Source organism: Streptomyces sp. NPDC127092, from assembly GCF_042722475.1.
GTDB lineage: Bacteria > Actinomycetota > Actinomycetes > Streptomycetales > Streptomycetaceae > Streptomyces.
On sequence record NZ_JBHXFE010000008.1, the window covers coordinates 178,605 to 204,600 of the forward strand.

22 protein-coding genes are annotated in these 25,996 nt (G+C 72.0%); 2 read left to right on the forward strand and 20 right to left on the reverse strand.

Translation table 11 applies throughout. The annotated features are described in order from the left end of the window. Positions 1–40 precede the first annotated feature (40 nt). The 13 genes from gatB to ACFWJO_RS09825 form a co-directional block, all read right to left on the reverse strand. Positions 41–1,552 (reverse strand): Asp-tRNA(Asn)/Glu-tRNA(Gln) amidotransferase subunit GatB, encoded by a 1,512-nt coding sequence (gatB, locus tag ACFWJO_RS09765; protein ID WP_384422872.1) that lies wholly within the window; start codon positions 1,550–1,552, stop codon positions 41–43. Between the two features lie 15 nt (positions 1,553–1,567). Then, positions 1,568–1,813, reverse strand: a complete 246-nt coding sequence (locus tag ACFWJO_RS09770) for a hypothetical protein (protein WP_386864194.1) — start codon at positions 1,811–1,813, stop codon at positions 1,568–1,570. Next, positions 1,810–3,312, reverse strand: a complete 1,503-nt coding sequence (gene gatA, locus ACFWJO_RS09775; protein WP_386864195.1) for an Asp-tRNA(Asn)/Glu-tRNA(Gln) amidotransferase subunit GatA — start codon at positions 3,310–3,312, stop codon at positions 1,810–1,812. Before gatA ends, ACFWJO_RS09770 begins: the two co-directional genes overlap by 4 nt. 6 nt (positions 3,313–3,318) lie before the next feature. Then, positions 3,319–3,615, reverse strand: a complete 297-nt coding sequence (gatC, locus tag ACFWJO_RS09780; RefSeq protein ID WP_046905390.1) for an Asp-tRNA(Asn)/Glu-tRNA(Gln) amidotransferase subunit GatC — start codon at positions 3,613–3,615, stop codon at positions 3,319–3,321. A 164-nt stretch (positions 3,616–3,779) separates the two neighbouring features. Further along, a complete protein-coding gene (locus ACFWJO_RS09785) occupies positions 3,780–5,903 on the reverse strand; it encodes a putative bifunctional diguanylate cyclase/phosphodiesterase (RefSeq protein WP_386864196.1) in 2,124 nt (707 codons plus the stop codon). A 353-nt stretch (positions 5,904–6,256) separates the two neighbouring features. Further along, the gene (ligA, locus tag ACFWJO_RS09790) at positions 6,257–8,434 is read right to left on the reverse strand and encodes an NAD-dependent DNA ligase LigA (RefSeq protein WP_386864197.1); all 2,178 of its coding nucleotides are present in this window, start codon (positions 8,432–8,434) and stop codon (positions 6,257–6,259) included. Positions 8,435–8,466: 32 nt separating this feature from the next. After that, on the reverse strand, positions 8,467–9,489 hold the full coding sequence (locus tag ACFWJO_RS09795; protein WP_386864198.1) for a methionine synthase: 1,023 nt from the start codon (positions 9,487–9,489) through the stop codon (positions 8,467–8,469). Next, entirely contained in the window at positions 9,486–11,531 is a 2,046-nt protein-coding gene (locus tag ACFWJO_RS09800; RefSeq protein ID WP_386864199.1) for a tetratricopeptide repeat protein, read from the reverse strand. Before ACFWJO_RS09800 ends, ACFWJO_RS09795 begins: the two co-directional genes overlap by 4 nt. Before the next feature lie 7 nt (positions 11,532–11,538). Then, positions 11,539–12,228, reverse strand: a complete 690-nt coding sequence (locus ACFWJO_RS09805) for an SDR family oxidoreductase (RefSeq protein WP_386864200.1) — start codon at positions 12,226–12,228, stop codon at positions 11,539–11,541. A gap of 24 nt (positions 12,229–12,252) precedes the next feature. Further along, complete coding sequence (locus tag ACFWJO_RS09810; RefSeq protein WP_386864201.1) at positions 12,253–12,732, reverse strand: hypothetical protein; 480 nt, start codon at positions 12,730–12,732, stop codon at positions 12,253–12,255. Between the two features lie 98 nt (positions 12,733–12,830). After that, positions 12,831–14,642: an alpha/beta hydrolase gene (locus ACFWJO_RS09815; RefSeq protein WP_386864202.1), complete on the reverse strand. Its 1,812-nt coding sequence runs from the start codon at positions 14,640–14,642 to the stop codon at positions 12,831–12,833. Next, positions 14,639–15,058 (reverse strand): hypothetical protein, encoded by a 420-nt coding sequence (locus ACFWJO_RS09820; protein ID WP_386864203.1) that lies wholly within the window; start codon positions 15,056–15,058, stop codon positions 14,639–14,641. Before ACFWJO_RS09820 ends, ACFWJO_RS09815 begins: the two co-directional genes overlap by 4 nt. 185 nt (positions 15,059–15,243) lie before the next feature. Beyond that, on the reverse strand, positions 15,244–15,780 hold the full coding sequence (locus tag ACFWJO_RS09825; RefSeq protein WP_386864204.1) for a TIGR00730 family Rossman fold protein: 537 nt from the start codon (positions 15,778–15,780) through the stop codon (positions 15,244–15,246). Positions 15,781–15,910: 130 nt separating this feature from the next. Between ACFWJO_RS09825 and ACFWJO_RS09830 the strand changes: the two genes are divergently transcribed. Beyond that, a complete protein-coding gene (locus ACFWJO_RS09830) occupies positions 15,911–16,720 on the forward strand; it encodes an alpha/beta fold hydrolase (RefSeq protein WP_386864205.1) in 810 nt (269 codons plus the stop codon). 271 nt (positions 16,721–16,991) lie between these two features. Here the strand turns inward: ACFWJO_RS09830 and mnmA are convergent, their stop codons facing one another. Next, positions 16,992–18,164 (reverse strand): tRNA 2-thiouridine(34) synthase MnmA, encoded by a 1,173-nt coding sequence (gene mnmA, locus ACFWJO_RS09835; protein ID WP_386864206.1) that lies wholly within the window; start codon positions 18,162–18,164, stop codon positions 16,992–16,994. A 60-nt stretch (positions 18,165–18,224) separates the two neighbouring features. On the opposite strand from mnmA, the gene ACFWJO_RS09840 reads away from it, so the two are divergent. After that, positions 18,225–18,974, forward strand: coding sequence for an N-acetylmuramoyl-L-alanine amidase (locus ACFWJO_RS09840; RefSeq protein ID WP_386864207.1), 750 nt, complete (start codon positions 18,225–18,227; stop codon positions 18,972–18,974). A 170-nt stretch (positions 18,975–19,144) separates the two neighbouring features. On the opposite strand, the gene ACFWJO_RS09845 is transcribed toward ACFWJO_RS09840, so the two are convergent. The 6 genes from ACFWJO_RS09845 to ACFWJO_RS09870 all read right to left on the reverse strand — a co-directional run bounded on the left by ACFWJO_RS09845 (position 19,145) and on the right by ACFWJO_RS09870 (position 25,780). Continuing rightward, positions 19,145–20,308, reverse strand: a complete 1,164-nt coding sequence (locus ACFWJO_RS09845; protein WP_386864208.1) for a cysteine desulfurase family protein — start codon at positions 20,306–20,308, stop codon at positions 19,145–19,147. Positions 20,309–20,613: 305 nt separating this feature from the next. Then, a complete protein-coding gene (locus tag ACFWJO_RS09850) occupies positions 20,614–21,591 on the reverse strand; it encodes a helix-turn-helix transcriptional regulator (RefSeq protein ID WP_386864209.1) in 978 nt (325 codons plus the stop codon). Between the two features lie 422 nt (positions 21,592–22,013). After that, the gene (locus ACFWJO_RS09855) at positions 22,014–22,631 is read right to left on the reverse strand and encodes a hypothetical protein (RefSeq protein WP_386864210.1); all 618 of its coding nucleotides are present in this window, start codon (positions 22,629–22,631) and stop codon (positions 22,014–22,016) included. A gap of 201 nt (positions 22,632–22,832) precedes the next feature. Then, entirely contained in the window at positions 22,833–23,276 is a 444-nt protein-coding gene (locus ACFWJO_RS09860; protein WP_386864211.1) for a hypothetical protein, read from the reverse strand. 945 nt (positions 23,277–24,221) lie between these two features. Next, complete coding sequence (locus tag ACFWJO_RS09865; RefSeq protein WP_386864212.1) at positions 24,222–25,079, reverse strand: thioesterase family protein; 858 nt, start codon at positions 25,077–25,079, stop codon at positions 24,222–24,224. A 23-nt stretch (positions 25,080–25,102) separates the two neighbouring features. Beyond that, complete coding sequence (locus ACFWJO_RS09870) at positions 25,103–25,780, reverse strand: trimeric intracellular cation channel family protein (protein ID WP_384422840.1); 678 nt, start codon at positions 25,778–25,780, stop codon at positions 25,103–25,105. Positions 25,781–25,996 lie beyond the last annotated feature (216 nt).

The following is a 25,996-nucleotide window of genomic DNA, read 5'->3' on the forward strand; positions in this document are numbered from 1 at the left end:
GCCCCCGTGAGCCGTACGGACGATCCGTACGAGAGCCGGATCAGCCCTCGCTGACGCCCAGCTTCTCCAGGATCAGGTCCTTGACCTTCGCCGCGTCGGCCTGGCCGCGGGTGGCCTTCATGACCGCGCCGACCAGGGCGCCGACCGCGGCGACCTTGCCGCCGCGGATCTTGTCGGCGATGGCCGCGTTGCCGGCGATGGCCTCGTCGACGGCCGCGCCGAGCGCGCTGTCGTCGGAGACGACCTTCAGACCACGCTTCTCGACGACCTCGTCCGGGGTGCCCTCGCCCGCGAGGACGCCCTCGATGACCTGACGGGCCAGCTTGTCGTTCAGGTCGCCGGAGGCGACCAGGGCCGACACGCGGGCGACGTCCGCCGGGGTGATCGGGAGCTCCTCCAGGGAGACGCCCTGCTCGTTGGCGTTGCGGGCCAGCTCGCCCATCCACCACTTGCGGGCGGAGGCGGCGTCCGCTCCCGCCTCGGTCGTGGCGACGATGGCGTCGACCGCACCCGCGTTGAGGATGGCCTGCATGTCCAGCTCGGACACGCCCCACTCCTCGCGCAGCCGGTTGCGGCGCACGCGCGGCAGCTCGGGCAGGCCCTTGCGCAGCTCCTCGACCCACTCACGGGAGGGGGCCACCGGCACCAGGTCCGGCTCGGGGAAGTAGCGGTAGTCCTCGGCGTTGTCCTTGATGCGGCCGGCGGTGGTGGTGCCGTCGTCCTCGTGGAAGTGCCGGGTCTCCTGGACGACCGAGCCGCCGGCCTCCAGGATCGCCGCGTGGCGCTGGATCTCGAAGCGCGCCGCCCGCTCGACCGAGCGGAGCGAGTTCACGTTCTTCGTCTCCGAGCGCGTGCCGAACTCCGGCGCGCCCTTGCGCATCAGCGACAGGTTGACGTCGCAGCGCATCTGGCCCTTGTCCATGCGCGCCTCGGAGACGCCCAGGGCGCGGATCAGCTCGCGCAGCTCGGCCACGTACGCCTTGGCGACCTCGGGGGCACGCTCGCCGGCACCGACGATCGGCTTGGTGACGATCTCGATGAGCGGGATGCCGGCCCGGTTGTAGTCGAGCAGCGAGTGCGAGGCGCCGTGGATGCGACCGGTCGCGCCACCGATGTGGGTGGACTTGCCGGTGTCCTCCTCCATGTGGGCGCGCTCGATCTCCACGCGGAAGACCTCGCCGTCCTCCAGCTGGACGTCCAGATAGCCGTTGAAGGCGATCGGCTCGTCGTACTGGGAGGTCTGGAAGTTCTTCGGCATGTCCGGATAGAAGTAGTTCTTCCGGGCGAAGCGGCACCACTCGGCGATCTCGCAGTGCAGCGCGAGACCGATCTTGATGGCGGACTCGACGCCGACGGCGTTGACGACCGGCAGCGCGCCGGGCAGGCCGAGGCAGGTCGGGCAGGTCTGCGCGTTGGCGTCCTGGCCGAGCTCGGTCGAGCAGCCGCAGAACATCTTGGTCTTCGTGCCGAGCTCGACATGGACCTCCAGGCCCATGACGGGGTCGTACTCGGCGAGCGCCGCCTCGTACGACAGCAGTTCAGTGACAGTCACGGTGGAACTTCCCTCTCAGCCCAGCAGGACGTCGTCGTCGCCGAGGCGCTTCAGCTCGCGGTACAGGATCGCGAGGCCGGTGACGATGGCGGCGCCGGACACCACGGCGTCGACGAGCTTCAGCGTGTCGTGCTCGGCGCGCGCCTTCTTGATCTGCTTGAACACGGTGATGGCGCCGAAGGCGGTGGTGCCCATGGACAGGTACGTGCCGGTCCTGGACTTCTTGAAGCCCTTGGCCTTCTGCAGTGCACTGGTACTCACAGCGACGGAGCCTCCTCGAGCAGCGGGTGGCCCCACTTTTCCACGAAGGCGGCCTCGACGGCGGCACCGACCTTGTAGAGACGGTCGTCCTTCAGGGCGGGGGCGATGATCTGCAGACCGACGGGCAGACCGTCCTCCGGCGCCAGGCCGCAGGGCAGCGACATGGCGGAGTTGCCCGCCAGGTTGGTCGGGATGGTGCACAGGTCCGCGAGGTACATCGCCATCGGGTCGTCGGCGCGCTCGCCGATGGGGAAGGCGGTGGTCGGCGTGGTCGGCGACACGATGACGTCGACCTGCTCGAAGGCCTTCTCGAACTCGCGGGTGATGAGCGTGCGGACCTTCTGCGCCGAGCCGAACCAGGCGTCGTAGTAGCCGGAGCTCAGGGCGTAGGTGCCGAGGATGATGCGGCGCTTGACCTCGGGGCCGAAGCCGGCCTCGCGGGTGAGCGCCGTGACGTCCTCCGCCGAGCGGGTGCCGTCGTCGCCGCTGCGCAGGCCGTAGCGCAGGCCGTCGAAGCGGGCCAGGTTCGAGGAGCACTCGGACGGCGCGACGATGTAGTACGCGGAGAGCGCGAGGTCGAAGGACGGGCAGTCCAGCTCGACGATCTCGGCGCCGAGCGACTTGAGCAGCTCCACGGACTCGTCGAAGCGCTGCACGACGCCGGCCTGGTAGCCCTCGCCGCGGAACTGCTTGACGATGCCGACGCGCATCCCGGCCACGGAGCCGTTGCGGGCGGCCTCGACGACCGGCGGGACCGGCGCGTCGATGGAGGTCGAGTCGAGCGGGTCGTGCCCGGCGATCGCCTCGTGCAGCAGGGCCGCGTCGAGGACCGTACGGGCACAGGGGCCGCCCTGGTCGAGCGAGGAGGAGAAGGCCACCATGCCGTAGCGGGAGACCGCGCCGTAGGTCGGCTTGACGCCGACGGTGCCGGTGACGGCGGCGGGCTGGCGGATCGAGCCGCCGGTGTCCGTGCCGATGGCGAGCGGGGCCTCGTACGCGGCGAGGGCGGCCGAGGAGCCGCCGCCGGAGCCGCCCGGGATGCGGGTGAGGTCCCAGGGGTTGCCGGTCGGGCCGTAGGCGCTGTTCTCGGTGGAGGAGCCCATCGCGAACTCGTCCATGTTGGTCTTGCCCAGGATGACCACGTCGGCGGCCTTGAGCTTCTTGACCAGGGTCGCGTCGTACGGCGGGATCCAGCCCTCGAGCATCTTCGAGCCGACCGTCGTGGGCACGCCCATGGTGGTGAAGATGTCCTTGAGCGCGAGCGGCACACCGGCCAGCGGGCCCAGCTTCTCGCCGCGGGCCCGCTTCTCGTCCACGGCGCGGGCCTGGGCGAGGGCGCCCTCGCGGTCGACGTGCAGGAAGGCGTGGACCTTCTCGTCGACGGCGTCGATGCGGGCGAGGTGGGCCTCGGTCACCTCGACGGCGGTGAGCTCGCCGGAGGCGATCTTCGCCGCGATCTCGGCGGCGGTGAGCTTGATGATGGTGCTGTTGTCCGTCATGGCTTGTTAGTCCTCCCCCAGGATCTGCGGCACCTTGAAACGCTGCTGCTCCTGGGCCGGGGCGCCGGAGAGCGCCTGCTCGGGGGTGAGCGACGGACGGACCTCGTCCGCGCGCATGACATTGGTCAGCGGCAGCGGGTGGGAGGTCGGCGGTACGTCTTGGTCGGCGACCTCGGAGACGCGGGCGACCGCGCCGATGATGTCGTCGAGCTGACCGGCGAAGTGGTCGAGCTCTTCGTCGGCGAGTTCCAGACGCGCCAGCCGAGCGAGGTGGGCGACCTCCTCGCGCGTGATGCCAGGCATGCAGCGATCCTCAGGGTGAGTCTTGTCGGATGTACCGCAATCCTATGGGGCGCGGGCCATCGCCACGAACACGCCCGTTCATCCCCGCTTGGGCGGGGAGCAGAGTTGCCCGGCGAAATGGTCGAGTTCCTCGCTGGGAGCATCCCCCGCAACGGGGGAGGCCGTCACTGTACGACCTGGCCGGAGGAGTGGTCGACCTCCACGATCGCGGCGCTCGCGGCGATCTCCGAAGGGCGGCGCCAGCCGTGCTCGCCGCGGGCGCGGAGCCAGGCGGTGGTCTCGGCGGGCGGCATGGCGGCGGCGACCAGCCAGCCCTGGACGGCGTCGCAGCCCAGGTCACGCAGGCGTTCCCAGGTCTCGTCGTCCTCGACGCCCTCGGCGACCACGAGCAGGCCGAGCGAGTGGGCGAGGTCGACGGTGCAGCGGACGATCTCGGCGTCCTCGGTGTCGACGGCGAGCCGGGCGACGAAGGAGCGGTCGATCTTCAGCTCGCTCACCGGGAGGCGGCGCAGGTGTACGAGGGAGGAATAGCCGGTGCCGAAGTCGTCGAGGGACATCTTCACGCCGTGGCCGGTGAGGCCGGCCATGGTGTCGGCGGCCCGCTGCGGGTCCTCCAGGAGCACGTGCTCCGTTATCTCCAGCTGCAGCGCGCCGGCCGGGACGCCGTGCCGGGCGAGACGGGCGGCGACGGCGCCGGCGAAGCCGGGGGTGTGGACGTCGCGCGGGGAGACGTTCACGGCGACGGGCACGTCGAGGCCCTGGGCGCGCCAGCGGGCCACCTGGGCGAGGGCGGTCTCCAGGACGTACTCGGTGAGGTGCGGCATGAGACCGGAGGACTCGGCGATGGCGATGAACTCGTCCGGCGGGACCTTTCCGCGCTCCGGGTGGACCCAGCGGACCAGGGCCTCCAGGCCGGCGACCTGGCCGTCGAAGCGGACCTTGGGCTGGTAGTGCAGCTCGACCTCGCCGGCGTCGAGGGCGCGCCGCAGGTCGCCGAGCAGGCCGAGGCGGTCGGGCGTGTTGGAGTCGCGCTTGGACTCGTAGACCTCGACACCGGTGCGGTCGCGCTTGGCCTGGTACATCGCCACGTCGGCGCGGCGCAGCAGGCCCTCGGCGTCGAGGGCGTGGTCGGGGAAGACGGCGACGCCGGCGCTGGCCTCCAGGACGAGCGTGAGCCCGTCGAGGTCGAGCGGCGAGGACAGCTCGGCGACGAGGTGACGGGCGACGCGCTGGGCGCTGGTGGTGGAGTCGGCGGTGGGCAGCAGGACCGCGAACTCGTCGCCGCCGAGCCGTGCGGTCTCGGCGCCGCGCGGCAGGGCGAGCCGGAGCCGCTCGGCGATCTGGAGGAGCAGCCGGTCGCCGGCGAGGTGCCCGAGGGTGTCGTTGACGGACCGGAAGCGGTCGAGGTCGATCAGGACGAGCGCGGAGCGGACGCCCTCGCCCTCGGCCTCCTCCAGGGCGGTCCAGGTGCGCTCCAGGAGCCACTGGCGGTTGGGCAGTCCGGTGAGCGGGTCGCGCAGCTGTTCCTCGGCGCGGGCCCGGGCGATCCACAGGGTGGAGTCGAGGGCGATGAGCGGTACGGCGAAGAGCGGCAGGAGCGGGGGCCGGGAGGCGGCGACGACGCAGATGAGCGGGGCGATCCCGAGCAGCGCGACGGCGACCAGGCCCTGGCGGAGCAGGGCGGTGCGGGCGGCGGTGGGCAGCCCGCCGCCGTGCGGGGCGAGCGCGTACCACAGCAGGAGGCGGGTCGCCACGAGATAGGCGACGGCGGCGAGCATCACTTCCGGTACGTCGGCGATCCCCCAGTCGAGGGGCTGCCAGGGCTCGGCGACGGTGGGGACGTCGCCGAAGGTGGCGAGCACGAGGGCGGCGGCGCCCGCGCCGATGACGTCCACGGCGCCGTGCAGCAGGCCCTGGCGCCAGCGGTGCCGGCGGGCGGCGGCGACGAGGACGACGACGGTGACGGAGACCAGGCAGGCCGGCACCCAGCCGTACAGGAGCAGGACGGCGAGGGTGAGGGCGGCGCCGGAGCCCGTGCCGCCCCACCAGCGGTCGCGGCCGAGCGCGACCAGGTGGCCCACGATGAGGCCGGTGAGGACGGCGAGGGACCAGCCGGTGGCGCCGCCGGGGAAGAGGCCCTGCCCGGTGCTCAGCGTCCGGTAGAGACCGGCGGTGAGCACGACGGCGGCGATGCCCACGAGCGCTCCGGGCAGCCCGGAGGTGATGCCCACGAACGCCGCACGGCCCTGGGGCCGTGCGACCGGGGCGGCACTCTCGGTCGGTTTCATTCCCGTCCCTCTCACAGCCGGCGGTGCCGTCGCAACGCGGGGGCCGTCGTGATGCCACTGTCATGCACTGGTGTCATGCCACTGGGTCGTCGTCCCGTCGCGCGCCGTACCGCGTGTCCTGCTCCTGCGCGCCGGCAGGGCCCTCGCACGGCCGTGTGCGACGGACGCACGGTCACCACACTAGGCCGCGGAGGGCTGCTACGGGCAGCGCTCTCCATCTCTTGCCCGAATGCGACCCGGCCACCCGTAACGATCTGGTATGCGCCGAACGGGTGAACCTCCGCGGCCCTTTCGCGCCCCCCGCGCGCCTCTTCCGCGCCCGCCGCCGCCCCCGGGCGACGGCGGGCGGGCGGCTACTCCGCGACGGGCAGAGCGGCCTCCTGAGCGGCTTCGGGACCTTGTTCGAGCAGGATCACGAACCCGTCCTCGTCGAGAACCGGAACCTTCAGCTGCATCGCCTTGTCGTACTTGGAGCCCGGGTTGTCACCGACCACGACGAAGGAGGTCTTCTTCGAAACGGAACCGGCGACCTTGGCTCCGAGGGATTGCAGCGACTCTTTTGCGCCATCCCGCGTGTAGTTCTGCAGGGTGCCCGTGACCACCACGGTCAGGCCCTCCAGCGGACGCGGCCCCTGCTCCTCGCCCGCGCCCTCGTCCTCGAAACTGACCCCGGCCGCACGCCACTTGCGCACGATCTCCCGGTGCCATTCCTCGGCGAACCACTGCTTCACGGCGGCGGCGATGATCCCGCCGACGCCGTCGACCGCCGCCAGCTCCTCCTCCGTCGCCTGCTCGATCCGCTCCAGGGAGCGGAACTCGCGGGCCAGCGCCTCGGCGGCGACCGGGCCCACGTGACGGATCGACAGACCGTTGAGGAACCGGGCCAGCGGGCGCGTCTTCGCCGCCGCGATGTTCTCCAGCATCGCCAGCGCGTTCTTCTTCGGCTCGCCCTTCTGGTTGGCGAAGACGGAGACGATCTTCTCCTCGCCGGTCTTCGGGTCGCGCCTCGGGAGCCCGCTGTCGGGGTCCAGGACGTACGCCCGGATCGGCAGCAGCTGCTCGATCGTCAGGTCGAAGAGGTCGCCCTCGTCGAGGAGCGGCGGCTCCGCCGGCTCCAGCGGCCGGGTCAGGGCCGCCGCGGCGACCATGCCGAAGTTCTCGATGTCCAGGCACTGGCGGCCCGCCAGGAAGAACAGCCGCTCGCGCAGCTGGGCCGGACACGACCGCGCGTTGGGGCAGCGCAGGTCGATGTCCCCCTCCTTCATCGGCTTCAGGGGCGTCCCGCACTCCGGGCACTCGGCCGGCATCACGAACTCGCGCTCGGTGCCGTCCCGCAGGTCCGCCACCGGGCCCAGGATCTCCGGGATCACGTCACCGGCCTTGCGCAGCACGACCGTGTCGCCGATCAGCACGCCCTTGGCCTTCACCACCTCCTGGTTGTGCAGGGTGGCGAACTCGACCTCGGAGCCGGCCACCGTCACCGGCTCCACCTGCGCGTACGGCGTGACGCGGCCGGTGCGGCCGACACCGACCTTGATGTCGACCAGCTTGGTGTTGACCTCCTCCGGCGCGTACTTCCACGCGATGGCCCAGCGCGGCGCGCGCGCCGTGGAGCCGAGGCGGCCCTGGAGCGCGATCTCGTCGAGCTTGACGACGACACCGTCGATCTCGTGCTCCACCGAGTGCCGGTTCTCGCCGAAGTGCGTGATGAACTCCCGCACCCCGTCGAGGGAGTCCACGACCTTGTTGTGCCGGGCGGTGGGCAGCCCCCACTCGTGCAGCAGCTCGTACGTCTCCGAGAGGCGCGAGATGTCGAAGCCCTCGCGGGCGCCGATCCCGTGCACCACCATGTGCAGCGGGCGGGTCGCCGTCACCTTCGGGTCCTTCTGGCGCAGCGACCCCGCCGCCGCGTTCCGCGGATTGGCGAAGGGCTTGTCGCCGGCCTCCACCAGGCGCGCGTTCAGCCCCTCGAAGGCCTCCATCGGGAAGTAGACCTCGCCGCGGATCTCCACGAGCGCCGGGATGCGGTCGCCGCGCAGCCGCTCCGGGACGTCCGCGATCGTCCGCACGTTCGACGTGATGTCCTCGCCCGTACGCCCGTCGCCACGGGTCGCCGCCCGGGTCAGCCGGCCGTGCTCGTACGTGAGGTTCACCGCGAGGCCGTCGACCTTGAGCTCGCACAGGAAGTGGTAGTCGGACGTACCGACGTCCTTCGCGACCCGGTCGGCCCAGGCCGACAGCTCCGCGTCGTCGAACGCGTTGTCCAGCGAGAGCATCCGCTCCCGGTGCTCCACGGAGGTGAACTCCGTCTCGTACGACCCCGCGACCTTCTGGGTCGGCGAATCCGGCGTCCGCAGCTCCGGATACTCCTCCTCCAGGGCCTCCAGGGACCGCAGGAGCCTGTCGAACTCCGCGTCGCTGATGACCGGCTGGTCCTTCACGTAGTACCGGAAGCGGTGCTCCTCGACCTGCTCCGCCAGCTCGGCGTGCTTCTCCCGCGCCTCGGCGGGGGCCCCCTGTTCGACTGCCACCGTTCCTCGTCCTCCCGTGTCCTGAAACCCGGTCACTCTGGGTTGTCCGCGAGCGATCTCGCCGCCCGGGCGCAGTGCGCGAGGGCCTTGCGGGCGTACGCCGGCGAGGCACCCGCGAGACCGCAGGCGGGTGTGACCACGACGGACTCCGCGAGAGTCCCCGGATTCAGCCCCAGCCTGCGCCACAGCGTCCTGACACCCATGACGCTACCTCCCGGGTCTGACAATGCCCCCGAGGCCGGGTCCGTGGACGGCACCACACCGGCGAAGAGCTTCGTCCCGGCCTCCACGGCCTCCCCGACCGGCTCCTCGTCACGCTCGGTGAGCAGGGAGAAGTCGAACGACACCCCGGCGGCCCCGGCCCGCCGCAGCAGCCCGAACGGCACGCCCGGCGCGCACGAGTGCACGATCACGGGCCCGTCGTGGACCGCGATCACGTCCCGCAGCGCGCCCTCCACGACCTGCCGGTCCACGGCCCGGTGGGTGCGGTAGCCGCTCGCCGTGCGGACCTGCCCGAGCAGGACCGCGGTCAGCGAGGGCTCGTCCAGCTGGAGCACGATCCGGGCGCCGGGCACGCGCTTCCCGAGTTCGGCGAGGTGCAGGCGCAGTCCCTCGGCGAGCGAACCGGCCAGGTCCCGGCAGGCCCCCGCGTCGCCGAGCGCCGCCTCGCCGCCGCGCAGCTCCAGGGCCGCCGCCAGGGTCCACGGCCCCACGGCCTGCACCTTCAGCGCGCCCTCGTACCCCTGGGTGAACTCCTCCAGGGCGTCCAGGTCCTCCCCGAGCCAGGACCGCGCGCGGCGGGTGTCCCGCCCGGGCCGGTCGCTGATCCGCCAGCCGCTCGGCTCCACGTGCGCGTACAGCTCGACGAGCATCCCGGTGGTCCGCCCGATCATGTCCGCGCCGGGCCCGCGGGCGGGCAGCTCCGCGAGGAACGGGAAGTCCTCGAAGGACCCGGTCACGGTCTTGGCGGCCTCCCGGGCGTCGCCGCCGGGCATGGACCCGACGCCGGTGGCGGGGCCCCAGGGGAATGGGTTCTTCTCGCTGTTCTCGCTCACCCGGGAAGCGTACGTGCCGACGCCTCCAGCGACTCGCGGGTGGCGACGGTGACGGGGTGGCGGGGGCCGAGGACGCGGGTGCGGGCCTCGAGAACCGCGGTGAGTTCCGTGCGGGCGGGGCCGGGCGGCAGGACGGTGGCGAGGTTGTACCGGGCGGAGAGGGTGTCGGGATGATCGGGGCCGAGGAGACGGTGCCGGGCCTCGGCGACGGCCTCCAGTTCCGGACGGGCCGCTGCCCGGTCTCCCAGGCCTCGCAGAACGCAGGCGCGGTTCTCCCGGGTGATCAGTGTTCTCGGATGGTCCGCCCCGAGGGCGCGGCTCTCGGCGGCGAGCACCGTGTCCAGCTCGGCGAGCGCCTCCCGCCCGCGGCCGAGCCGTGCCAGGCACATGGCCCGGTTGTGCCGTGCGAACAGCGTGCCCTCGTGCTGCGGCCCCTCCGTTCGCAAGCGGACCCGGAGAATCGTCTCGTTCTCCCGCAGCGCGCCCTCTACGTCACCGGACAACTGGAGGGCCATCGCTCGCTCGTACCGGACCTCCAGGGTGAACGCGTTCTCCGGCCCGAACGCGGCGGCGCACGCCTCGGCCAGCGCCCCGAGCACGGCGAGGGCTTCCCGGGTGCGGCCGGCCTTCAACAGCGCCCGGCCGTGCTCCACCGAGGCGACGCTCACGAGAGGGTGCCCCGCCGTCAGCGCGCGCCGCGCGCCGTCACACACCGCCCGGGCCGCGGTCACCGTCTCGTGCACCAGTCCGCGCGCGCCCAGTGAGCGGAGGGCGTAGATCGCTGCTTCCCAGCACTCCTCGGGCACCTCCGGCCCCAGGTCGTCGAGCAGGTGCGGGACGAGCAGCGGCCACAACGGCTCCTGCTCCTCCGGGTTCTTCAGCTCCAGCGCCAGCGCCGCCGACAACCGCTCCCGTTCCCCCCGGAACGCGTCCCGCACCAGCGGATGGAGCGTCACCACCGGCTCGCCCTCCGTCCGCAGCGACGCGAGGCCCAGCCGGTCCAGGGCCTGCAGGCACGCCCACAGCTCCCCCGGCGGGACGGCGACCCGGCCCGGTGCGCACACCCGCAGCGGTACCGGCGCGTCGGCGAAGCCGGCGAGCAGCCGCAGCAGCTCCTCGGCGCGGGCGTGCCCACGGTCGCGCAGCAGCCGCAGCGACATGGCCCAGATGCGGGCGAGGGTGCCGTCGCCGTCGACGGCGAGGTCGCCCGCGCCGAGGGCGGCCAGGTAGGCGGCGTAGGTGGCGGGCTCGCCGTCCGTACGGAGGAAGGCCGGGCGTTCGGCGACCGAGGCCAGGTAGCGACCGGCGCTGTCCAGGGCGAGCGGCAGGCCGCCGAGGCGTGCGGAGAGGTCGGCGGCGTCCGTCTCGGCGCCGGCCTCCGCGCCCGCCCGGTCGGCGAGGACGCGGGCGCCCTCGGGGGCGGGCAGGGCGCCGAGCGAGTGGAGGACGGGACCGGTGCCCCAGGCGGCGGGGTCGCCGTCGCGGGTGGTGACGAGGACGAGCCCGGCGGCCCCGGCGGGGGCGCGCACCCAGCCCGTACCGGCGGCTAGGGAGCCGGGCCCGTCGAGCAGCGCGAGATCGTCGGCGTTGTCGAGGACGAGGAGCCAGCGCCCGGGCAGGCCGGCGAGCCGCTCCCACAGCAGGTCGGCGGTCTGGCCCGCGGCCAGCTCGTCCTCGCTCAGCCCGAGCCGCCGGGCGACCGCCCGGAGCCCGCCCGCGAGCCGCCCGGCGTCCTGCGCGGCCACCCACCACACGGGCGCGCCGTCCGCCGCCAGGACGTCGGCGACCGCCAGTGCGAGGCTGGTCTTGCCGACGCCGCCGAGGCCGTACAGGACGTGGGTGCCGGACGCGGCGCGGAGCCGGGCGAGCAGCTCGGCGCGGCCGCGCAGCGGGGCGCCGCGCAGGCCCCAGGGCGGGGCGACGGTCACCTCGTCGGCCGGGGGCGGCGCCTGACGCACCACCAGGTGTTCGATGTGCCCGGCCTGGACGACGGTCCCCTGGGTCCCGCCGGTGATCGAGTTGCCGCCCGCCCCCGTGGTCATCGCGCCGTCAGTGTCCGGGCCGTACCGTCAGGTCGTTGACCTCGGCGTCGCGCGGCAGATCGATCGCCATGACGATGGTCGTGGCCACCGACTCGGGGTCGATCCACTTCTCGGAGTCGTACTCCTTGCCCTCCTGCTGATGCACCTTCGCCTGCATGGGCGTGGAGGTCCGCCCCGGGTAGACGGACGTGACCCGCACGCCGTTGCCGTGCTCCTCGTGGCGCAGCGAGTCGGCGAGGGCCTTGAGCCCGTGCTTGGAGGCGGCGTACGCGCTCCACTCGGCGTGCGCGTTGAGCCCGGCGCCCGAGTTGACGAAGAGCACGTGGCCCTTGGAGACCCGCAGCTGGGGCAGGAAGTGCCGGGTCAGCTCGGCGGGGGCGACGAGGTTGACGTTGAGCTGGTGGTGCCAGGTCTTCGGGGTGAGCTCGCCGACCGGGCCGAGGTCGACGACGCCCGCGATGTGCAGGAGGGTGTCGACCCGCTCGGGCAGCGACTGGTGCGAGAAGGCCCAGGACAGCCGGTCCGGGTCCGCCAGGTCCCCGACGAGCGTCCGGGCGCCGGGAAACTCCGCCGCCAGCTCCTTGGCCCGGCCGGCATCGCGCGCGTGCAGCACGAGCTCGTCCCCGCGCACGTGCAGCCGCCGCGCGACGGCCGCGCCGATGCCGGAGCCGGCTCCGGTGATCACATGAGTAGCCATGGGGCCCATGCTCTCACCGCCGGGTCAGGAGGAGGGGGCGGGCGAGGGCAGGGGCGCGGTGGCGGACCAGAAGTCGGAGCGGACGTTGGGGGTGGGGATCTCGGCCGGCGGAGGGTAGGAGGGGCCGTTGGCCCTGCTGGAGGGCTCGGCGACCTCGGACTGCTCCACGCAGGGCGTGTTGACCTGCAGGAACGCTTGCCCCTTGTACCCGAAAAGGAGGCGGATCTGGAACCCGTCCGGCGAGACGGCGTAAACGGCCGGCATCTCCCTGTCCGGCCTGATGCTCTTGATGGTGTAGCCGCTCTGCTCCCAATGCCGCTGAACCACGCCGAGGAAACCTCCACGCCGTTGCTCGGAGACGATGGTCATCACCGTTCGCCGTCGGATCACGTCGCACTTGTGTGTCGTGGTCGTGCCATGGACCCATACGACTTCGGGGACGATCCCCTTGAAGGTGGCGTCCAGCATCGAGTCTGCACGCTCTGCCGCTTCCTGCATGTTCATGTCGGCCTTGGCTCCCTCACTCACCATTCCACACCCCGTCAGCACCACGCTCGCCAGAGCCAGGGCGAGGGCAGCCCGAAACTGCCGTCCTCGTCGATTCACCGGTACTCCTCCGTGCTGATCTTGTGGGGACTCCCGCCGACGATGAAGGCGATGTTGTCCGCCGACTCCTGGTCCGTCCCCGGGCCCGACCCCGGCGTGAAGTACTGGGAGTGGGCGTCGAAGCCTCCCAGTTCGAGAACAGGATGGGGTCCGTCGTCCACCTTGAAGCGACGGGCTCCGAAGGCCTCGCTCGACGGATCCTTGCCGAAGTAGATGTCGTCGTCGCCCCAGTCGAACACGTCGCCGTAGATGAGCGAGCCGATCGGTCCGGCGAGGACGACCTCGTCCTTCGTGGGCAGGTGGGTGACGGGGTCGTTCTCCGCGGAGCCCACGAAGACATGGTCCTTGCCGACTCCCAGGTCCTGCGCCTTGTCCACGCCGACGCCCGGACTGCCGAGCAGGATGATGTCGTCCACTCCCGGAATTCCTCCGGACTGCTTGGCCGCCGTGCCCACGGTGAGCGAACCGTAGGAGTGCCCGATGGCCGTCACGTGCGGGTCCGGGCTCTCGTTCGTCGCCGACAGCCCGGCCATGAACCGGTTGTACGCCGGGGCGCCTCGCTCGGCATCACCCTTGGTCATGACGTCCACGCTCTGGGGAGCGTCGTACCCCAGCCAGACGATCGCCGCACTGGACGGATCCACTTCCCGCGCCCCGAGCGCCGTGTCCTGAGCGCGAATCATCGTTTCCTTGACGAACTCGTCGTCGAGCTTGGTCCCCAGACCCGGCACGTACGCGGACACGTTCTTCGACGTGTCCGGGTTGCCGTACGCCACGATCGCGCGGCCGTTGCCCTCGTCCCCGATGCCCAGCAGGAACATCGGCGGGTCGCTGGGCTTGTTCAGCTTGTCCTGGATCATGCGGAGCGCGTCGAGCTTCGTCTTCGCGTCGTCGCCGCCCTGGTGCGCCAGGTCGTCGATCAGCAGCGGCAGGTACCGCCGGTTCGCCTCGTCCCGTGCGACCGCCGGGATGCCGTCCACGCCGCCGATCAGGTCCGGCGCGATGTCGAGGTACTCGCGGCGCTGTTCCTCGCTCAGGCCGTCCCACCAGGCCTTGTACTCGGCCGGGCTCTTGTCCTGCGGCATGGCCTCGTAGAGGTGCTTGCCGGCGGTCGACCGTACGGCCGCCGTGTCCCCGGCGACGTCCTTCAGCGTGGCCGCGGTGACGTCGAGGCCCTTCTCCGCCTTGAGGCCGTTCAGGGTCTTCGCGTACCGGGCGTCGATCTCGGACGCGGACCGTACGGCCCTGGCGACGCGGTCGGCCACGTCCTGTGCCTTCGCCGCGTTCGGGTTGAGCGGCTTGAAGCCCGAGTAGCCCGGGTACAGCGGCGACTGGCCCTTGGGACCGAAGCCCGGCGGTTCCAGCGGGAGGCGGGCGCTGCCCTGCACCGTGCCGCCCGGCGCCTCCTTCTTCGCGCCGGCCAGGTCCTCGACCTCGGCCGCCGGATAGCTCACCGATCCGTCGGCGTGGACGGTGAGGTTCAGGGCGGCGGCGTCCGCGAGGGCCTGCTTCAACTGGGTCTGCGGCTCGGCCAGGTCGCCGGCCAGGCCGTTGAGCGTGGTACGGACGAGCCCGCACTCGCTGTGCAGGTACTGGACGTTGCGGCTGAGCCGCTGGAGCCGTCCGACGGCCGCCGCCGCGGACTCGCTCTCCTGGGTCTCGCGGAGCTTCGCGGACATCGCCCGGTCGACCCGTGTCCGGTCGGAGTCCGAGCGGCCGGAGACCTGGTGCCAGGCGTCGCCCGCCTGCTCGAACTCGGAGAGCTTCAGGTCGCGGAGCTGCTGCCAGGTGAGGGTGCCCGCCGTCATCGCTTGTCCTCCGGCTTCCCGTGGACCTTGGCGAACTCGTTGCGGACCCCGATGTCGGTCTCGCCCATCTCCTTGGCGACCTTCTGCAGGGCGCCCTGGAGCGCGTCGCACTCGTCGCGTACGGCCGCGAGACGCTCCTCCCAGGACGTGCGTACGGCCGCGAGCGCGGCGACGGCGGTCAGTCCCGCGCCGCCCGTCGTCACCCCCTCGTGGCCGGGGCCGAGGGTGGTCCGGCTCGTCTCCGAACTGGTGCGCAGTTCGCCCGCCGTGCCGGCCGCGCTGGTCCAGGGGCCGCCGGTGTGCTTGAGGTTCCCCGGGCCGGAGGCACCGGGTTCGGGAGCCGTGGAGGCGAGGGTCATCCGGGCGTCGCCTTCGAGCGGGCCGAACACCTCCTGCCAGCGCTGTGAATACGACATGGTCCCCCCGTTCTTCCTCGTCCGCGACGAGCGCCGCCCGGAGAGATTAGCGAAACAGGATCACCCGAACACAACCGCGAAGAGGATCGTCGAGCGGGAAAGGTCCCGACGCCATAGCACCCGCGCTGAGCAGGGCACAAGGGCTCCCCTGCTCAGCTCGCGCGGCCCTCGGGGCGTTCGCGAACTCAACTCGCCAGGGCCTGCTCCAGGAAGGCCAGCGCCTCCGCGCCGTCGTCCGCGAAGAAGACCAGGTCCGAGAGCGGGACGGGCAGGAAGCCCTCCTCCTCCATGCGGCGGAACTGGGTCTTGAGGCCGTCGTAGAAGCCGGCCGTGTTGAGGAGGACGACGGGCTTGGTGTGCTTGCCGTGCTTCTTCAGCTCCAGGATCTCGGTCGCCTCGTCGAGGGTGCCGGTACCGCCGACCATGACGACGATCGCGTCGGACTTGGCGAGGAGGAGCGCCTTGCGCTCGGCGAGGTCCCTGGTGACGACCATCTCGTCCGCGACCGGGCGGGCCTTGGCGGCGAGGAAGTCCACCGAGACGCCGACCAGCCGGCCGCCGGCCTCCTCGACGCCGTCCGCGACGACCTTCATCAGGCCGGTGTCGGAGCCGCCCCAGACGAGCGTGTGGCCGGCCTTGGCCAGGCGGGCGGCGAAGTCGCGGGCGGGGGCCGTGTAGCGCTCGTCGAGGTCGGCGGCGGAGAGGAAGACGCAGATGTTCATGGCCTCCACGGTAGGGCCTGGCCGGGTGTCGCCCGCCCGTCGCCGCCCGTCGCCGGCCGACACCCGGATTTTTCCCGGAAGTCTGCCCAGGGAGCGATGAGTTCCGCGCCCGGTCGCGGTCTGCCCTTCCATGGACGAGGTGAAGACGACGGTGCGCCCGGCCCGCGGGCTGGTCAGGTCGGCGGACGGCACGCGCATCGCCTACGAGCGGTACGGGGACGGGGACGGGCCTCCGGTGATCCTGGTGAGCGGGGCGCTGGGCACGGCCGGGAGCGAGCGGCCGCTGGCCGGGCTGCTCGCGCGGCGGTTCTCGGTGGTCGCGTACGACCGGCGGGGGCGCGGCGCGAGCGGGGACAACGGGCCGTACGCGGTGGAGCGGGAGATCGCCGACCTGGCGGCGCTCGTCGGCGCCGTGGGCGGCGCGGCGGGCACGGCCGCCGTGCACGGCACGGCCTGCGGCGGTGCGCTGGCGCTCGCCGCCGCGGCGGCCGGCGTGCCGGTCGGGCCGGTGTCGGTGTACGAGCCGCCGTACGGCTCCGAGGCCGCGGCACGGCGCAGCCGGGTGCGGGCGCTGCTCGACCGGGGCCGGCGGGGCGAGGCGCTGGATCTGCTGCTCGGCGAGGGTGCCGGTGTGCCGGCGCAGCCGCGGCCCGTCCTGGAGGCGCTGACCCACACCTTCGCCTACGACGACGCGGTCGTGGGCGACGGCTCCGTGCCCGCCGCGCGCCTGGGCCGGGTCCACGCGCGCGTACTGGTGGTCGACGGCGGGGCGAGCCCGTCGTGGACGCGGCGGGTGGCCCGTACGGTCGCTGCGGCGGTCCCCCGCGGACGCCACCGGACCCTGACCGGCCAGACCCACCAGGTGGCCCCGCACGTCCTGGCGCCGGTCATCGAGGACTTCCTGGAGGACTGCCGGGTGGAGGAGCCGACGGGCACCTGAGGCGACGCGACCGGCCGAGACTCCTCGGCGCGGCGGGGGGGCAGGCGCACCGCCGCCAGGCGCCCCGGCGGGCAGGGGTGAGGCGCACCGCCGCCCGGCCGCGGCTCGCGCAGGCTGGGTGGCGCACCGCCGTCCCCGCCGCGGCTCAAGCAGGCTGGGCGGCGGACCGGCGCACCGTCGCCCGTCTGCAGCCCGCGCAAGCTGGGCGGCGCACCGCCGCCCGGCCGCGGCTCGCGCAGGCTGGGTGGCGGTTCGTCGGCCCCGTCGCGGTTCAGGCCGGCTGCTGTTCCTGGGCCGTGCGCCGGGACGTCGTCGCGATCGTCGCGGAGCCGACCACGCGGGTGCCGTCGTAGAGCACGATCGCCTGGCCCGGGGCCACGCCCCGGACCGGCTCGTCGAAGGTGACGGTCAGCTCGCCGTCCTCCATCGCCGCGCTCACCGGCGTCTCCCCGCCGTGGGCGCGCAGCTGGGCGGTGTAGCGGCCGGGGCCCTCGGGGGCCGTGCCGCACCAGCGGGGCCTGATCGCGGTGAGGGCGGTGACGTCCAGGGCCTCGGCGGGGCCGACGGTGACGGTGTTGTTCACCGGCGAGATGTCGAGCACGTAGCGCGGCTTGCCGTCCGCCGCCGGGTGTCCGATCCGCAGGCCCTTGCGCTGGCCGATGGTGAAGCCGTACGCGCCCTGGTGGGTGCCCACCTTCGTACCGGACTCGTCGACGATGTCGCCCTCCGCCGTGCCCAGGTGCTTGGCCAGGAAGCCCTGGGTGTCGCCGTCGGCGATGAAGCAGATGTCGTGGCTGTCGGGCTTCTTGGCGACCGCGAGGCCGCGCCGCTCCGCCTCCGCGCGGATCTCGTCCTTGGTGGTGAGGGTGTCGCCGAGCGGGAACATGGCGTGGGCGAGCTGCTTCTCGTCGAGGACGCCGAGGACGTACGACTGGTCCTTGGCCATGTCGGAGGCGCGGTGCAGCTCGCGGCTGCCGTCCTCCTTGAGGACGACGGTCGCGTAGTGGCCGGTGCAGACGGCGTCGAAGCCGAGGGCGAGCGCCTTGTCGAGGAGCGCGGCGAACTTGATCTTCTCGTTGCAGCGCAGGCACGGGTTGGGCGTGCGGCCCGCCTCGTACTCGGCGACGAAGTCCTCGACCACGTCCTCGCGGAAGCGCTCGGCGAGGTCCCACACGTAGAACGGGATGCCGATGACGTCGGCGGCCCGCCGCGCGTCGCGCGAGTCCTCGATGGTGCAACAGCCGCGCGCACCGGTGCGGAAGGACTGCGGGTTCGCGGAGAGGGCCAGGTGCACGCCGGTGACGTCGTGGCCCGCCTCGACGGCGCGGGCGGCGGCGACGGCCGAGTCCACTCCGCCGGACATGGCGGCGAGGACCCGGAGCGGGCGGGTGGCGGGGCTCGGCGACGGGCTCTGCGACGGAGTGTGCGGCGGGGTCTGAGTCATAGCCCTACCAGGGTACGGGGCCGGGGAACCGTGGTCGCCCGGGTAAGCGTTCTCGATCACATGGGGAACAAGGGGAGCGGCGGGGCTGCGAAGAAGACGGCCCGCAAGAAGGGCTCGGGGAGCGGCGGGAAGGGCGGCGGGAAGAGCGTCGGCAAGGGCGGCGGGGGCAAGGGTCCCTCGCGGCGCGCGTTCCTGCTCGGCGGCACCGTCGCCGTCGCCGGCGCGGCCGTCTTCGCGCGGGACGAGCTGGCGCGCTTCTACTGGCGGCTGCCGGGGATGGAGAAGAAGCGGGTCGAGGGCGAGCTCGACCACAAGGGCGCGGAATGGACGGCGGCCTCGCGGGCGAACCTGCGGCGGGCCGACCGCCCGGACGACTACGCCGTCGACCGGGTCGTCATCCATGTCGTACAGGGCAGCTACCGGTCGGCCGTGAAGGTCTTCAAGGACCCGGCGCACGGGGCCGCCGCGCACTACGTCGTCCGCAAGGACGGGCACGTCGCGCAGATGATCCGGGAGCTCGACGTGGCCTTCCACGCCGGTAACCGGGACATGAACGAGCGCAGCATCGGCATCGAGCACGAGGGCTTCGTCGACCGCCCGCAGGACTTCACCCGGGCGATGTACGAGGGCTCGGCCCGGCTCACGGCCGACATATGTGCCCGGTACGGCATCCCCGTCGACCGGGAGCACATCATCGGCCACGTGGAGGTCCCGGGCACGGACCACACGGACCCCGGTCCGCACTGGGACTGGGACCGCTACATGGCACTGGTACGGAAGGAGCGCGCGAAGCTGCCGTCCGGCGGCTGAGGCCGATGACCGGCGGGACACCGGCGGCCGCGTCAGGCGGCAGCATGGCGACGGCCGGACGGGCGCGCCGGTCGCTTGCCGGCCGGGGCCGGTGCCGCTGCCGCTGGGGCCGGCGGCGGTCAGGCAGGCGCGGCGGCCCTCAGCCGAGACCCACCCGGTCCGGTCCGCCCTCAGCTCAGGCCCGCGCTGCGGGCCCTCTCCACCGCCGGGCCGATGGCCTCGGCGACCGCCGCCACGTCCTCCTTGGTGGAGGTGTGGCCGAGGCTGAAGCGGAGGGTGCCGCGGGCCAGGTCCGGGTCGGCGCCCGTGGCGAGCAGGACGTGGCTGGGCTGGGCGATGCCGGCGGTGCAGGCCGAGCCGGTGGAGCACTCGATCCCGGCGGCGTCCAGGAGCAGCAGCAGCGAGTCGCCTTCGCAGCCGGGGAAGGTGAAGTGGGCGTTGGCGGGCAGCCGGTCGACCGGGTCGCCGCCGAGGATCGCGTCGGGAACGGCGGCGCGGACGGCGGCGACCAGCTCGTCGCGCAGGGCGCCGACACCGGTCGCGAACTCCTCGCGGCCCTCGGCGGCGAGCCGCCCGGCCACGGCGAACGCGGCGACGGCGGGCACGTCGAGGGTGCCGGAGCGCACGTGCCGCTCCTGCCCGCCGCCGTGCAGGACGGGGACGGGGGTGTACTCGCGGCCCAGGAGCAGGGCGCCGATGCCGTACGGGCCGCCGATCTTGTGGCCGGAGACGGTCATGGCCGCCAGTCCCGAGGCGGCGAAGTCGACCGGGATCTGCCCGAAGGCCTGCACCGCGTCGGCGTGCAGGGGCACGTCGAACTCGGCGGCGACATCGGCGAGTTCGCGGACCGGCATGATCGTGCCGATCTCGTTGTTGGCCCACATGACGGTGGCGAGGGCGACGGAGCCGGGATCGCGGGCGATGGCCTCGCGCAGGGCTTCGGGGTGGACCCTGCCGTACGTGTCGACCGGCAGGTATTCGACGGTGGCGCCCTCGTGCGTGGCGAGCCAGTCGACGGCGTCGAGGACGGCGTGGTGCTCGACGGGGCTGGCGAGGACCCGGGTGCGGCGTGGGTCGGCGGCGAGACGGGACCAGTACAGGCCCTTCACGGCGAGGTTGTCGGCCTCCGTACCGCCGGAGGTGAGGACGACCTCGCTGGGCCGGGCGCCGAGCGCCCCTGCGAGGGTCTCGCGGGCCTCCTCGACGGTCCGCCGCGCGCGGCGGCCGGCCGCGTGCAGCGAGGAGGCGTTGCCCGTGACGGCGAGCTGGGCGGTCATCGCCTCGATCGCCTCGGGAAGCATGGGCGTGGTCGCGGCGTGGTCGAGGTAAGCCATGGTGGGAACGATTCTACGAGGCGGCCCGCGAGCCGGCCCCGGCCGGTCGGGCAGGCGGCCGGTTTACGCCACCCTGCCCCCGGCACGGGGCGACTGGTCTGCCCCCGCACAGGGCGACCGTCTGCCCGTACCGCGGCCTGTTTGCGTCACCCTGCCCCGTGGCACGGGGCGACTGGACTGCCCCCGAACCGGGCGACCGTCTGCCCGTACGGGGCCACGCTCCACCCCGTACAGGGCCACGCTCCACCCGCGTACCGGGCCACGCTCCGCCCCCATACGCGGCCATGCTCCGCTCCCGTACAAAGCTACGGTCCGCCCTCGTACAGCGCGACGGTCTCCGCGGCCACCTCCGCCAGGTACGCGCGGGCGGCCGGCGGGGCGAGGACCTCCAGGCTGGCGCCCATGGCGAGCAGCGGGCGGAGTTCGCCGAGCTCGGCGAAGGCGAGTTCGACGGTGGTCCACTCGGCGTCGGCGCCTTCGGACGGCCGGGACGGCGGAGGGGTGGTGAGCCGGTCGCCGTGGAGGCGCAGGAAGCGGTCGTAGCGGTCGCGGTGGACCCGGGCGGTGACGGCGAGGTCCGCCGGGCGGTGCTCGACGCGGGTGCGCAGCAGCTCCCACACCTCGGCCAGTTCGACGCCGGGGCGGCGCCTGACGGGCGCGTCGAGGAGTTCGGCCTCGTGCACGCGGTCGGCGCGGAAGAGGCGGGGCTCGCCCTCGTGGTCGGCGACCAGGTACCAGACGCCGGCCTTCACGACGAGGCCGTACGGGTCGACGGTGTACGCCTTCGGGGCGGGCGCCCCGCTGCCGCGGTAGCGCAGGGCCAGGCGGCGGTCGGCGAACACGGCCCGGTTGAGGACGTCGAGGTCGACGTCCGGGCGCGGTCCGCTCATCCAGCGGTCGGGGTCGACCAGGATGCGACGGCTCGTCAGCTCGGCGGCCGGCCGGTGCGGGGCGGGCAGCGCGGCCATCACCTTGCGCAGGGCGGACCCCAGCGCCCGGTCGAGCCCGAGCGCGGCGTGCGCCCCCTGCGCGGCGAGCACGAAGAGGGCGCGGGACTCGTCGGCGGTGAGTCCGGTGACGTCGGTGCGGTAGCCGGGGAGCAGGGCGATCCCGCCGTGCCGGCCGCGCTCGGCGTACACGGGCACGCCGGCGGCCGAGAGCGCCTCGACGTCCCGGTAGACGGTCCGCACCGACACGTCGAGCCGCTCGGCCAGTTCGCTCGCCGGCACGAGGCTCCGGGTCTGGAGCAGCAGGAGCAGGGACAGCAGCCGGTCGGACTTCACCCACCGGACTTTCTCACGTCCCGCTTACCTGGGGTCAGGGCCGTGCCCGGCCCCAATCCGCCGGAGCGGCCCGAGAGACCGCCTCGTCGATCAGGCCGGAGAGGGAGCGGCGTCAGGTGCAGTGCCGCGCGCGAGCCAGGCATCATCGGCGAGACGCTCCTAGCCACGAAGGGCGGGGCCAGCTGACGGGGCTGGACGATCGACACCCATAACGCCCCCGCCGGGAATCGCACCGCCGTAGGTCGAGGCGAACATGTCCTGGCCGTCGAGGCCCAGGAGACTCACCGCATCGCCGCGGTGGACCGATCAGCACCGCCCGACCCAGCCGGTCGACCTGCCCTCGCGTCAAGTTATTGATGCCCTCGTCCTCAACCAGGTCCGACAGCCACTCGACCGAGCGCCGCGCGACACTCACGAATCCTCTACGGGTTTATTCGGGATACGTCTTGGACCAGCACGCTGTCTTTCGGGCACCGCTTAATCGCCGCAACCTTCACGACCGGATTCTCCGGATTTTCAGCCAGCGGCTTGAGGCAGTCAGCAGTACCGAAAGACTTGGAGCCTGTATTCCACGTTGATATTTTCCCCGTAATCGTCCGATCGCCACCCGGGCACTTCAAGACGAATTGGGCGTCCACCCTTTCAACGGCCTGAAAATAGACCGCCTGCGCTTCTTCCCCCGTGAACCCTGTCGTCATTTTAATGATCTCAGACATAGTGCTTCGCCCAGGACTTGCGAGCGGCTTTCCGACCTTGCGACTCAATTCGGAAAGAGCACCGATGGGGGGCTCCACATCCTGGTCAACCACAATTGTCGCGGACCATGGGTTGTACGGCTGCCCATCTACCCGCAACTCGTCACCGCGCGAGACAACGCGCGCAGCATCCAAGACGATCGGTACCCACTGGGCTTCATGCCTCCATTCGTAGGTCGCACCCCCACACACCTTCGAATCTTTACCGGCCGCACCGTTCTGTTCGACACAACCAGCAGTTCCCACAGCGAGCACCAGGAATACCACGGATGCTTTTCTGATCATTACCTACTCGATCTGTACGTCACCGCATGGAGTCTCGATGACCGTTCCCAGCACCGCTTCGACGAATCGCTACGGCGATTACACACGAGTCGGACACGGGACTCCGCGGGTGCGACTGAGCGGATGACTTCCTCTCCCAACGGGCAGCATCGAGGCGCCGCACGCGCAATCTCATCCGCACGGCGCCTCGATGTCAGATCGTCACGTGATGCCACCCGTGTCGAGGCAGCCCTTCCCAAGCCCTACGGCCGTGTAAAGATAGGTGGTGACCTTTTCACCCTCCGGGAAGTTTCCATTGTAGCTGTGGTGCATACCGTACCCGTCGCCGAGATTCCACCTGTACTTCCACGTCGCACCCTGCAGTTCCGTCTCGACCCAGAAGGGGTGCCCGTTGCTTCCGGCGTAGTTGTCGAAGTAGATGAGCTCGTCGTTGGCAATGAATCGAACCTCCGCATACCCGTATCCGTTAGTGGAAGCGAGGCGAAGGCGCACATCCCTGCCACCCGGATCATTGGGGCTGGCACTGGAGCCTCCCTGGCACGCCCAGGCGGGAGTGGAAGCGGCCTCAGCGGAACCCGTTAGAGCTAGCACACTGGCGAAGGCCGCAGTCACGGAGACCGCGATTCGGGTCATCGTTTTGGACACAAGCTTCTCCTTTGATTTTGCTGCATCCCTGAGCTCGATCCACAAAAGAGGGGCCCTGGAAGCACGCTTGGAAGCCTTGCTTTTCCTTCCCGCGGACGGGACGGTACGATCATGCACCGGGAAGTCGCTTACTGTACAGCGATTCCCATCCATCTGAGGAACATCTGAGGTTCGCGCAAGAATTCCGCAGAATGGAAACGGAATAATTGAATCCCGGCCTCCCTCACTACATGGCCGAAAGTGCAGCCATTGGCCAGTTCTGATCTTTAGGGACGTTCGCTGGCGGTCGATCCGGTGCGTTGCTTCAGCTGACCTATTGTTCGCGCCTACAGCGATGGATCTGCGCTGAGGCAGAGACGTGCCGGTGTCATGTAGTGGCGGGTACCGACAGTCCAGGCGTTCCCGATTAACGGCGCCCCAGTTCGCATGCAGTGATCGGAACGCCAGCCGTTGTTGGCAGCGAGCGGATGATCCGCAGGACGTCGCGTCGCTGATCTGTAGCTGAGCGCCAGGGTGCGCACGATCGTCTGCCTCCACCGCGAGCAGCTGTCGAACACGCCACCGTCGATTCCGGCGACCGATGGCCGTCACGGATGTCGTCACGGGGAGCTCGATGATGGCCGGCTGCCGGCCGCATATGTCCGACGACACCGACGCCGCGTCGCGGTGGCCAGAATTGCTTCCGGACGTGCTCCGAGCGGCGACCCACCGCCAGCGCATTGTTCCCAACCAGCGGTGAGGGCGACGATGAGCCAGGAGACCGTCGGCCCTGAAATCCGTGGCTGGAATTCGCCGGGCTCGGCTCTCAGCGTCCGCGAGGCAGTCGTCGCCGTATGCCAGATCTGGCGTCCTCGTCCCTCGGGACTGCCTCCGACAGGGCAGGACTGAGGGCGTAGCAGAACCCCACAAGACTCTGAAGTCCTCGGCAGGACTCCACTCGGGCCACTAGTCCCGCGGGGCGCGGGCCAGCTGGCGGGACTGGGCGACCAGGCGGCCGGCGCTGTCCCAGACCTCGGCGTCCTCCTCCAGGAAGCCGCCCGCGAGGTTGCGGGTGGTGATGGAGACGCGCAGCGGGCCGGGGGCCGGGCGGCAGCGGACGTGGGTGGTGAGCTCGACGGTCGGGGTCCAGCCCTTGAGGCCCAGCTCGAAGGAGGTCGGCGGCAGCGCGTCGACGGCGAGGAGCAGGGAGAACGGGTCGGGCTCGCGGCCGTCGGCGAGGCCGAACCAGGCGCGCATCTCGCCCTTGCCGGAGGGCGCCCCGACCGCCCAGCCGACGCAGGCGGGGTCGAGGCGGAGGTCGAGCCGGTCGGCGATGGCCGAGGAGCCGGGGATCCGCGGGGCCGGGTTGTCGGCGGCGCTGAAGCACTGCTCGACCGGGGCGAACGCGGGCGGGGTCGCGGTGGTGCGGACGTCGTCCGTGAGCGCGTCGAGGTCGCCGTACGAGGCGAGGACGCGGATCCGCTCGACCTCGGTGCCGTCCTCGGCGTACTGGAAGAGCGACGCCGTGCCGGTGGAGAGCGTGCGGCCGGTGCGGACGGTCTCGGTGCGGATCACCGCCGGGCCGGGCACGGACGGCGTGAGGTAGTGCGCCGAGATCGTGAACGGGTCCGGGTGCGGCAGGTGGTCGCCGAGAGCGCGGCCGAGGAGAGCGAGGAGGTAGCCGCCGTTGACGGCGTGGATGATCGTCCAGCCGGCGGAGAGTTCGGCGTCGTAGACGCCGGGCTCGCGGAGGGTGACGGCGGTGTCGCGGTCGAACTCGCTCGGGGCGGCGGCGCTCGGCGTCTCGATGCTGCTCGTGCTCATGTCCGAGACGGTACAGGATTTAGCTACTGAGCGGTAGCTTTTTCGGGCTCCTCGCGGGCGGACGAGCGCCGGTTCCAGGCGCGCGGCGCGCGCCAGTGGTAGCGCATCGCGAGCAGCCGCAGCAGGAAGGCGGCGAGCACGGCGGTCGCGCTGGTGTACGCGTTGAGCACGTCGAAGCGGATGAAGAGCACGACCATCGTCGCGCCCACGATCGCCGGCACGGCGTACAGGTCCCGGTCCCAGCGCAGCAGCGACGGCACCTCGTTGGCGAGCACGTCGCGCAGCACACCGCCGCCGACGGCCGTGGCGAGGCCGAGCGCCGCCGACGAGGTCAGGCCGAGGCCGTAGTCGTACGCCTTGGTCGTCCCGGTCACGCAGAACAGTCCGAGCCCGGCGGCGTCGAAGACGTTGACGGCGGTCTGGGTGCGCTCCACCTCCGGGTGGAGGAAGAAGACGAGGACGGTCGCGACCAGCGGCATGAGGAAGTAGCCGAGATCGGTGAAGGCGGCCGGGGGCACGGCTCCGATGATCAGGTCGCGGAAGAGTCCGCCGCCGAGCGCCGTGACCTCGGCGAGGACGGCGATGCCGAAGACGTCGAAGTTCTTGCGGACGGCGAGCAGGGCACCGGAGATGGCGAAGACGAAGATGCCGATGAGGTCCAGGGCGTGCTGGACGGACGGATTGAACAGATCGTGGAGCACCGAACCATTGTCCCGGTTCGGAACCCCCGCTCCGGAACACCGGCCTCCGCAACACCGCGCTCCGGGTCCCCGGCTCGCCCCGGCGGAAGCCCCGGAGGAAGCCCCGGAGCGGCCCGGCGCCGACATGGGTGAGGCCCCGCTACCGTCCGGCAGAGGGGCCTCACCCCCAGGGCAAGCCCTTGGCGCGTCGTCCTCCCTTCCTTCGGTCAGCTCGGC

Excerpts from the sequence above, each read along its gene's own strand:
- ACFWJO_RS09805 (WP_386864200.1), bottom strand. The coding sequence starts at position 12,228 with ATGGCTACTCATGTGATCACCGGAGCCGGCTCCGGCATCGGCGCGGCC.
- mnmA (WP_386864206.1), bottom strand. The coding sequence starts at position 18,164 with ATGACTCAGACCCCGCCGCACACTCCGTCGCAGAGCCCGTCGCCGAGC.
- ACFWJO_RS09855 (WP_386864210.1), bottom strand. The coding sequence starts at position 22,631 with ATGATCAGAAAAGCATCCGTGGTATTCCTGGTGCTCGCTGTGGGAACT.
- ACFWJO_RS09840 (WP_386864207.1), top strand. The coding sequence starts at position 18,225 with ATGGGGAACAAGGGGAGCGGCGGGGCTGCGAAGAAGACGGCCCGCAAG.
- ACFWJO_RS09800 (WP_386864199.1), bottom strand. The coding sequence starts at position 11,531 with ATGACCACGGGGGCGGGCGGCAACTCGATCACCGGCGGGACCCAGGGG.
- ACFWJO_RS09830 (WP_386864205.1), top strand. The coding sequence starts at position 15,911 with ATGGACGAGGTGAAGACGACGGTGCGCCCGGCCCGCGGGCTGGTCAGG.
- gatA (WP_386864195.1), bottom strand. The coding sequence starts at position 3,312 with ATGACGGACAACAGCACCATCATCAAGCTCACCGCCGCCGAGATCGCG.
- ACFWJO_RS09810 (WP_386864201.1), bottom strand. The coding sequence starts at position 12,732 with ATGAACATGCAGGAAGCGGCAGAGCGTGCAGACTCGATGCTGGACGCC.
- ACFWJO_RS09865 (WP_386864212.1), bottom strand. The coding sequence starts at position 25,079 with ATGAGCACGAGCAGCATCGAGACGCCGAGCGCCGCCGCCCCGAGCGAG.
- gatC (WP_046905390.1), bottom strand. The coding sequence starts at position 3,615 with ATGCCTGGCATCACGCGCGAGGAGGTCGCCCACCTCGCTCGGCTGGCG.
- ACFWJO_RS09815 (WP_386864202.1), bottom strand. The coding sequence starts at position 14,642 with ATGACGGCGGGCACCCTCACCTGGCAGCAGCTCCGCGACCTGAAGCTC.
- ACFWJO_RS09825 (WP_386864204.1), bottom strand. The coding sequence starts at position 15,780 with ATGAACATCTGCGTCTTCCTCTCCGCCGCCGACCTCGACGAGCGCTAC.
- ACFWJO_RS09785 (WP_386864196.1), bottom strand. The coding sequence starts at position 5,903 with ATGAAACCGACCGAGAGTGCCGCCCCGGTCGCACGGCCCCAGGGCCGT.
- ACFWJO_RS09845 (WP_386864208.1), bottom strand. The coding sequence starts at position 20,308 with ATGGCTTACCTCGACCACGCCGCGACCACGCCCATGCTTCCCGAGGCG.
- ACFWJO_RS09820 (WP_386864203.1), bottom strand. The coding sequence starts at position 15,058 with ATGTCGTATTCACAGCGCTGGCAGGAGGTGTTCGGCCCGCTCGAAGGC.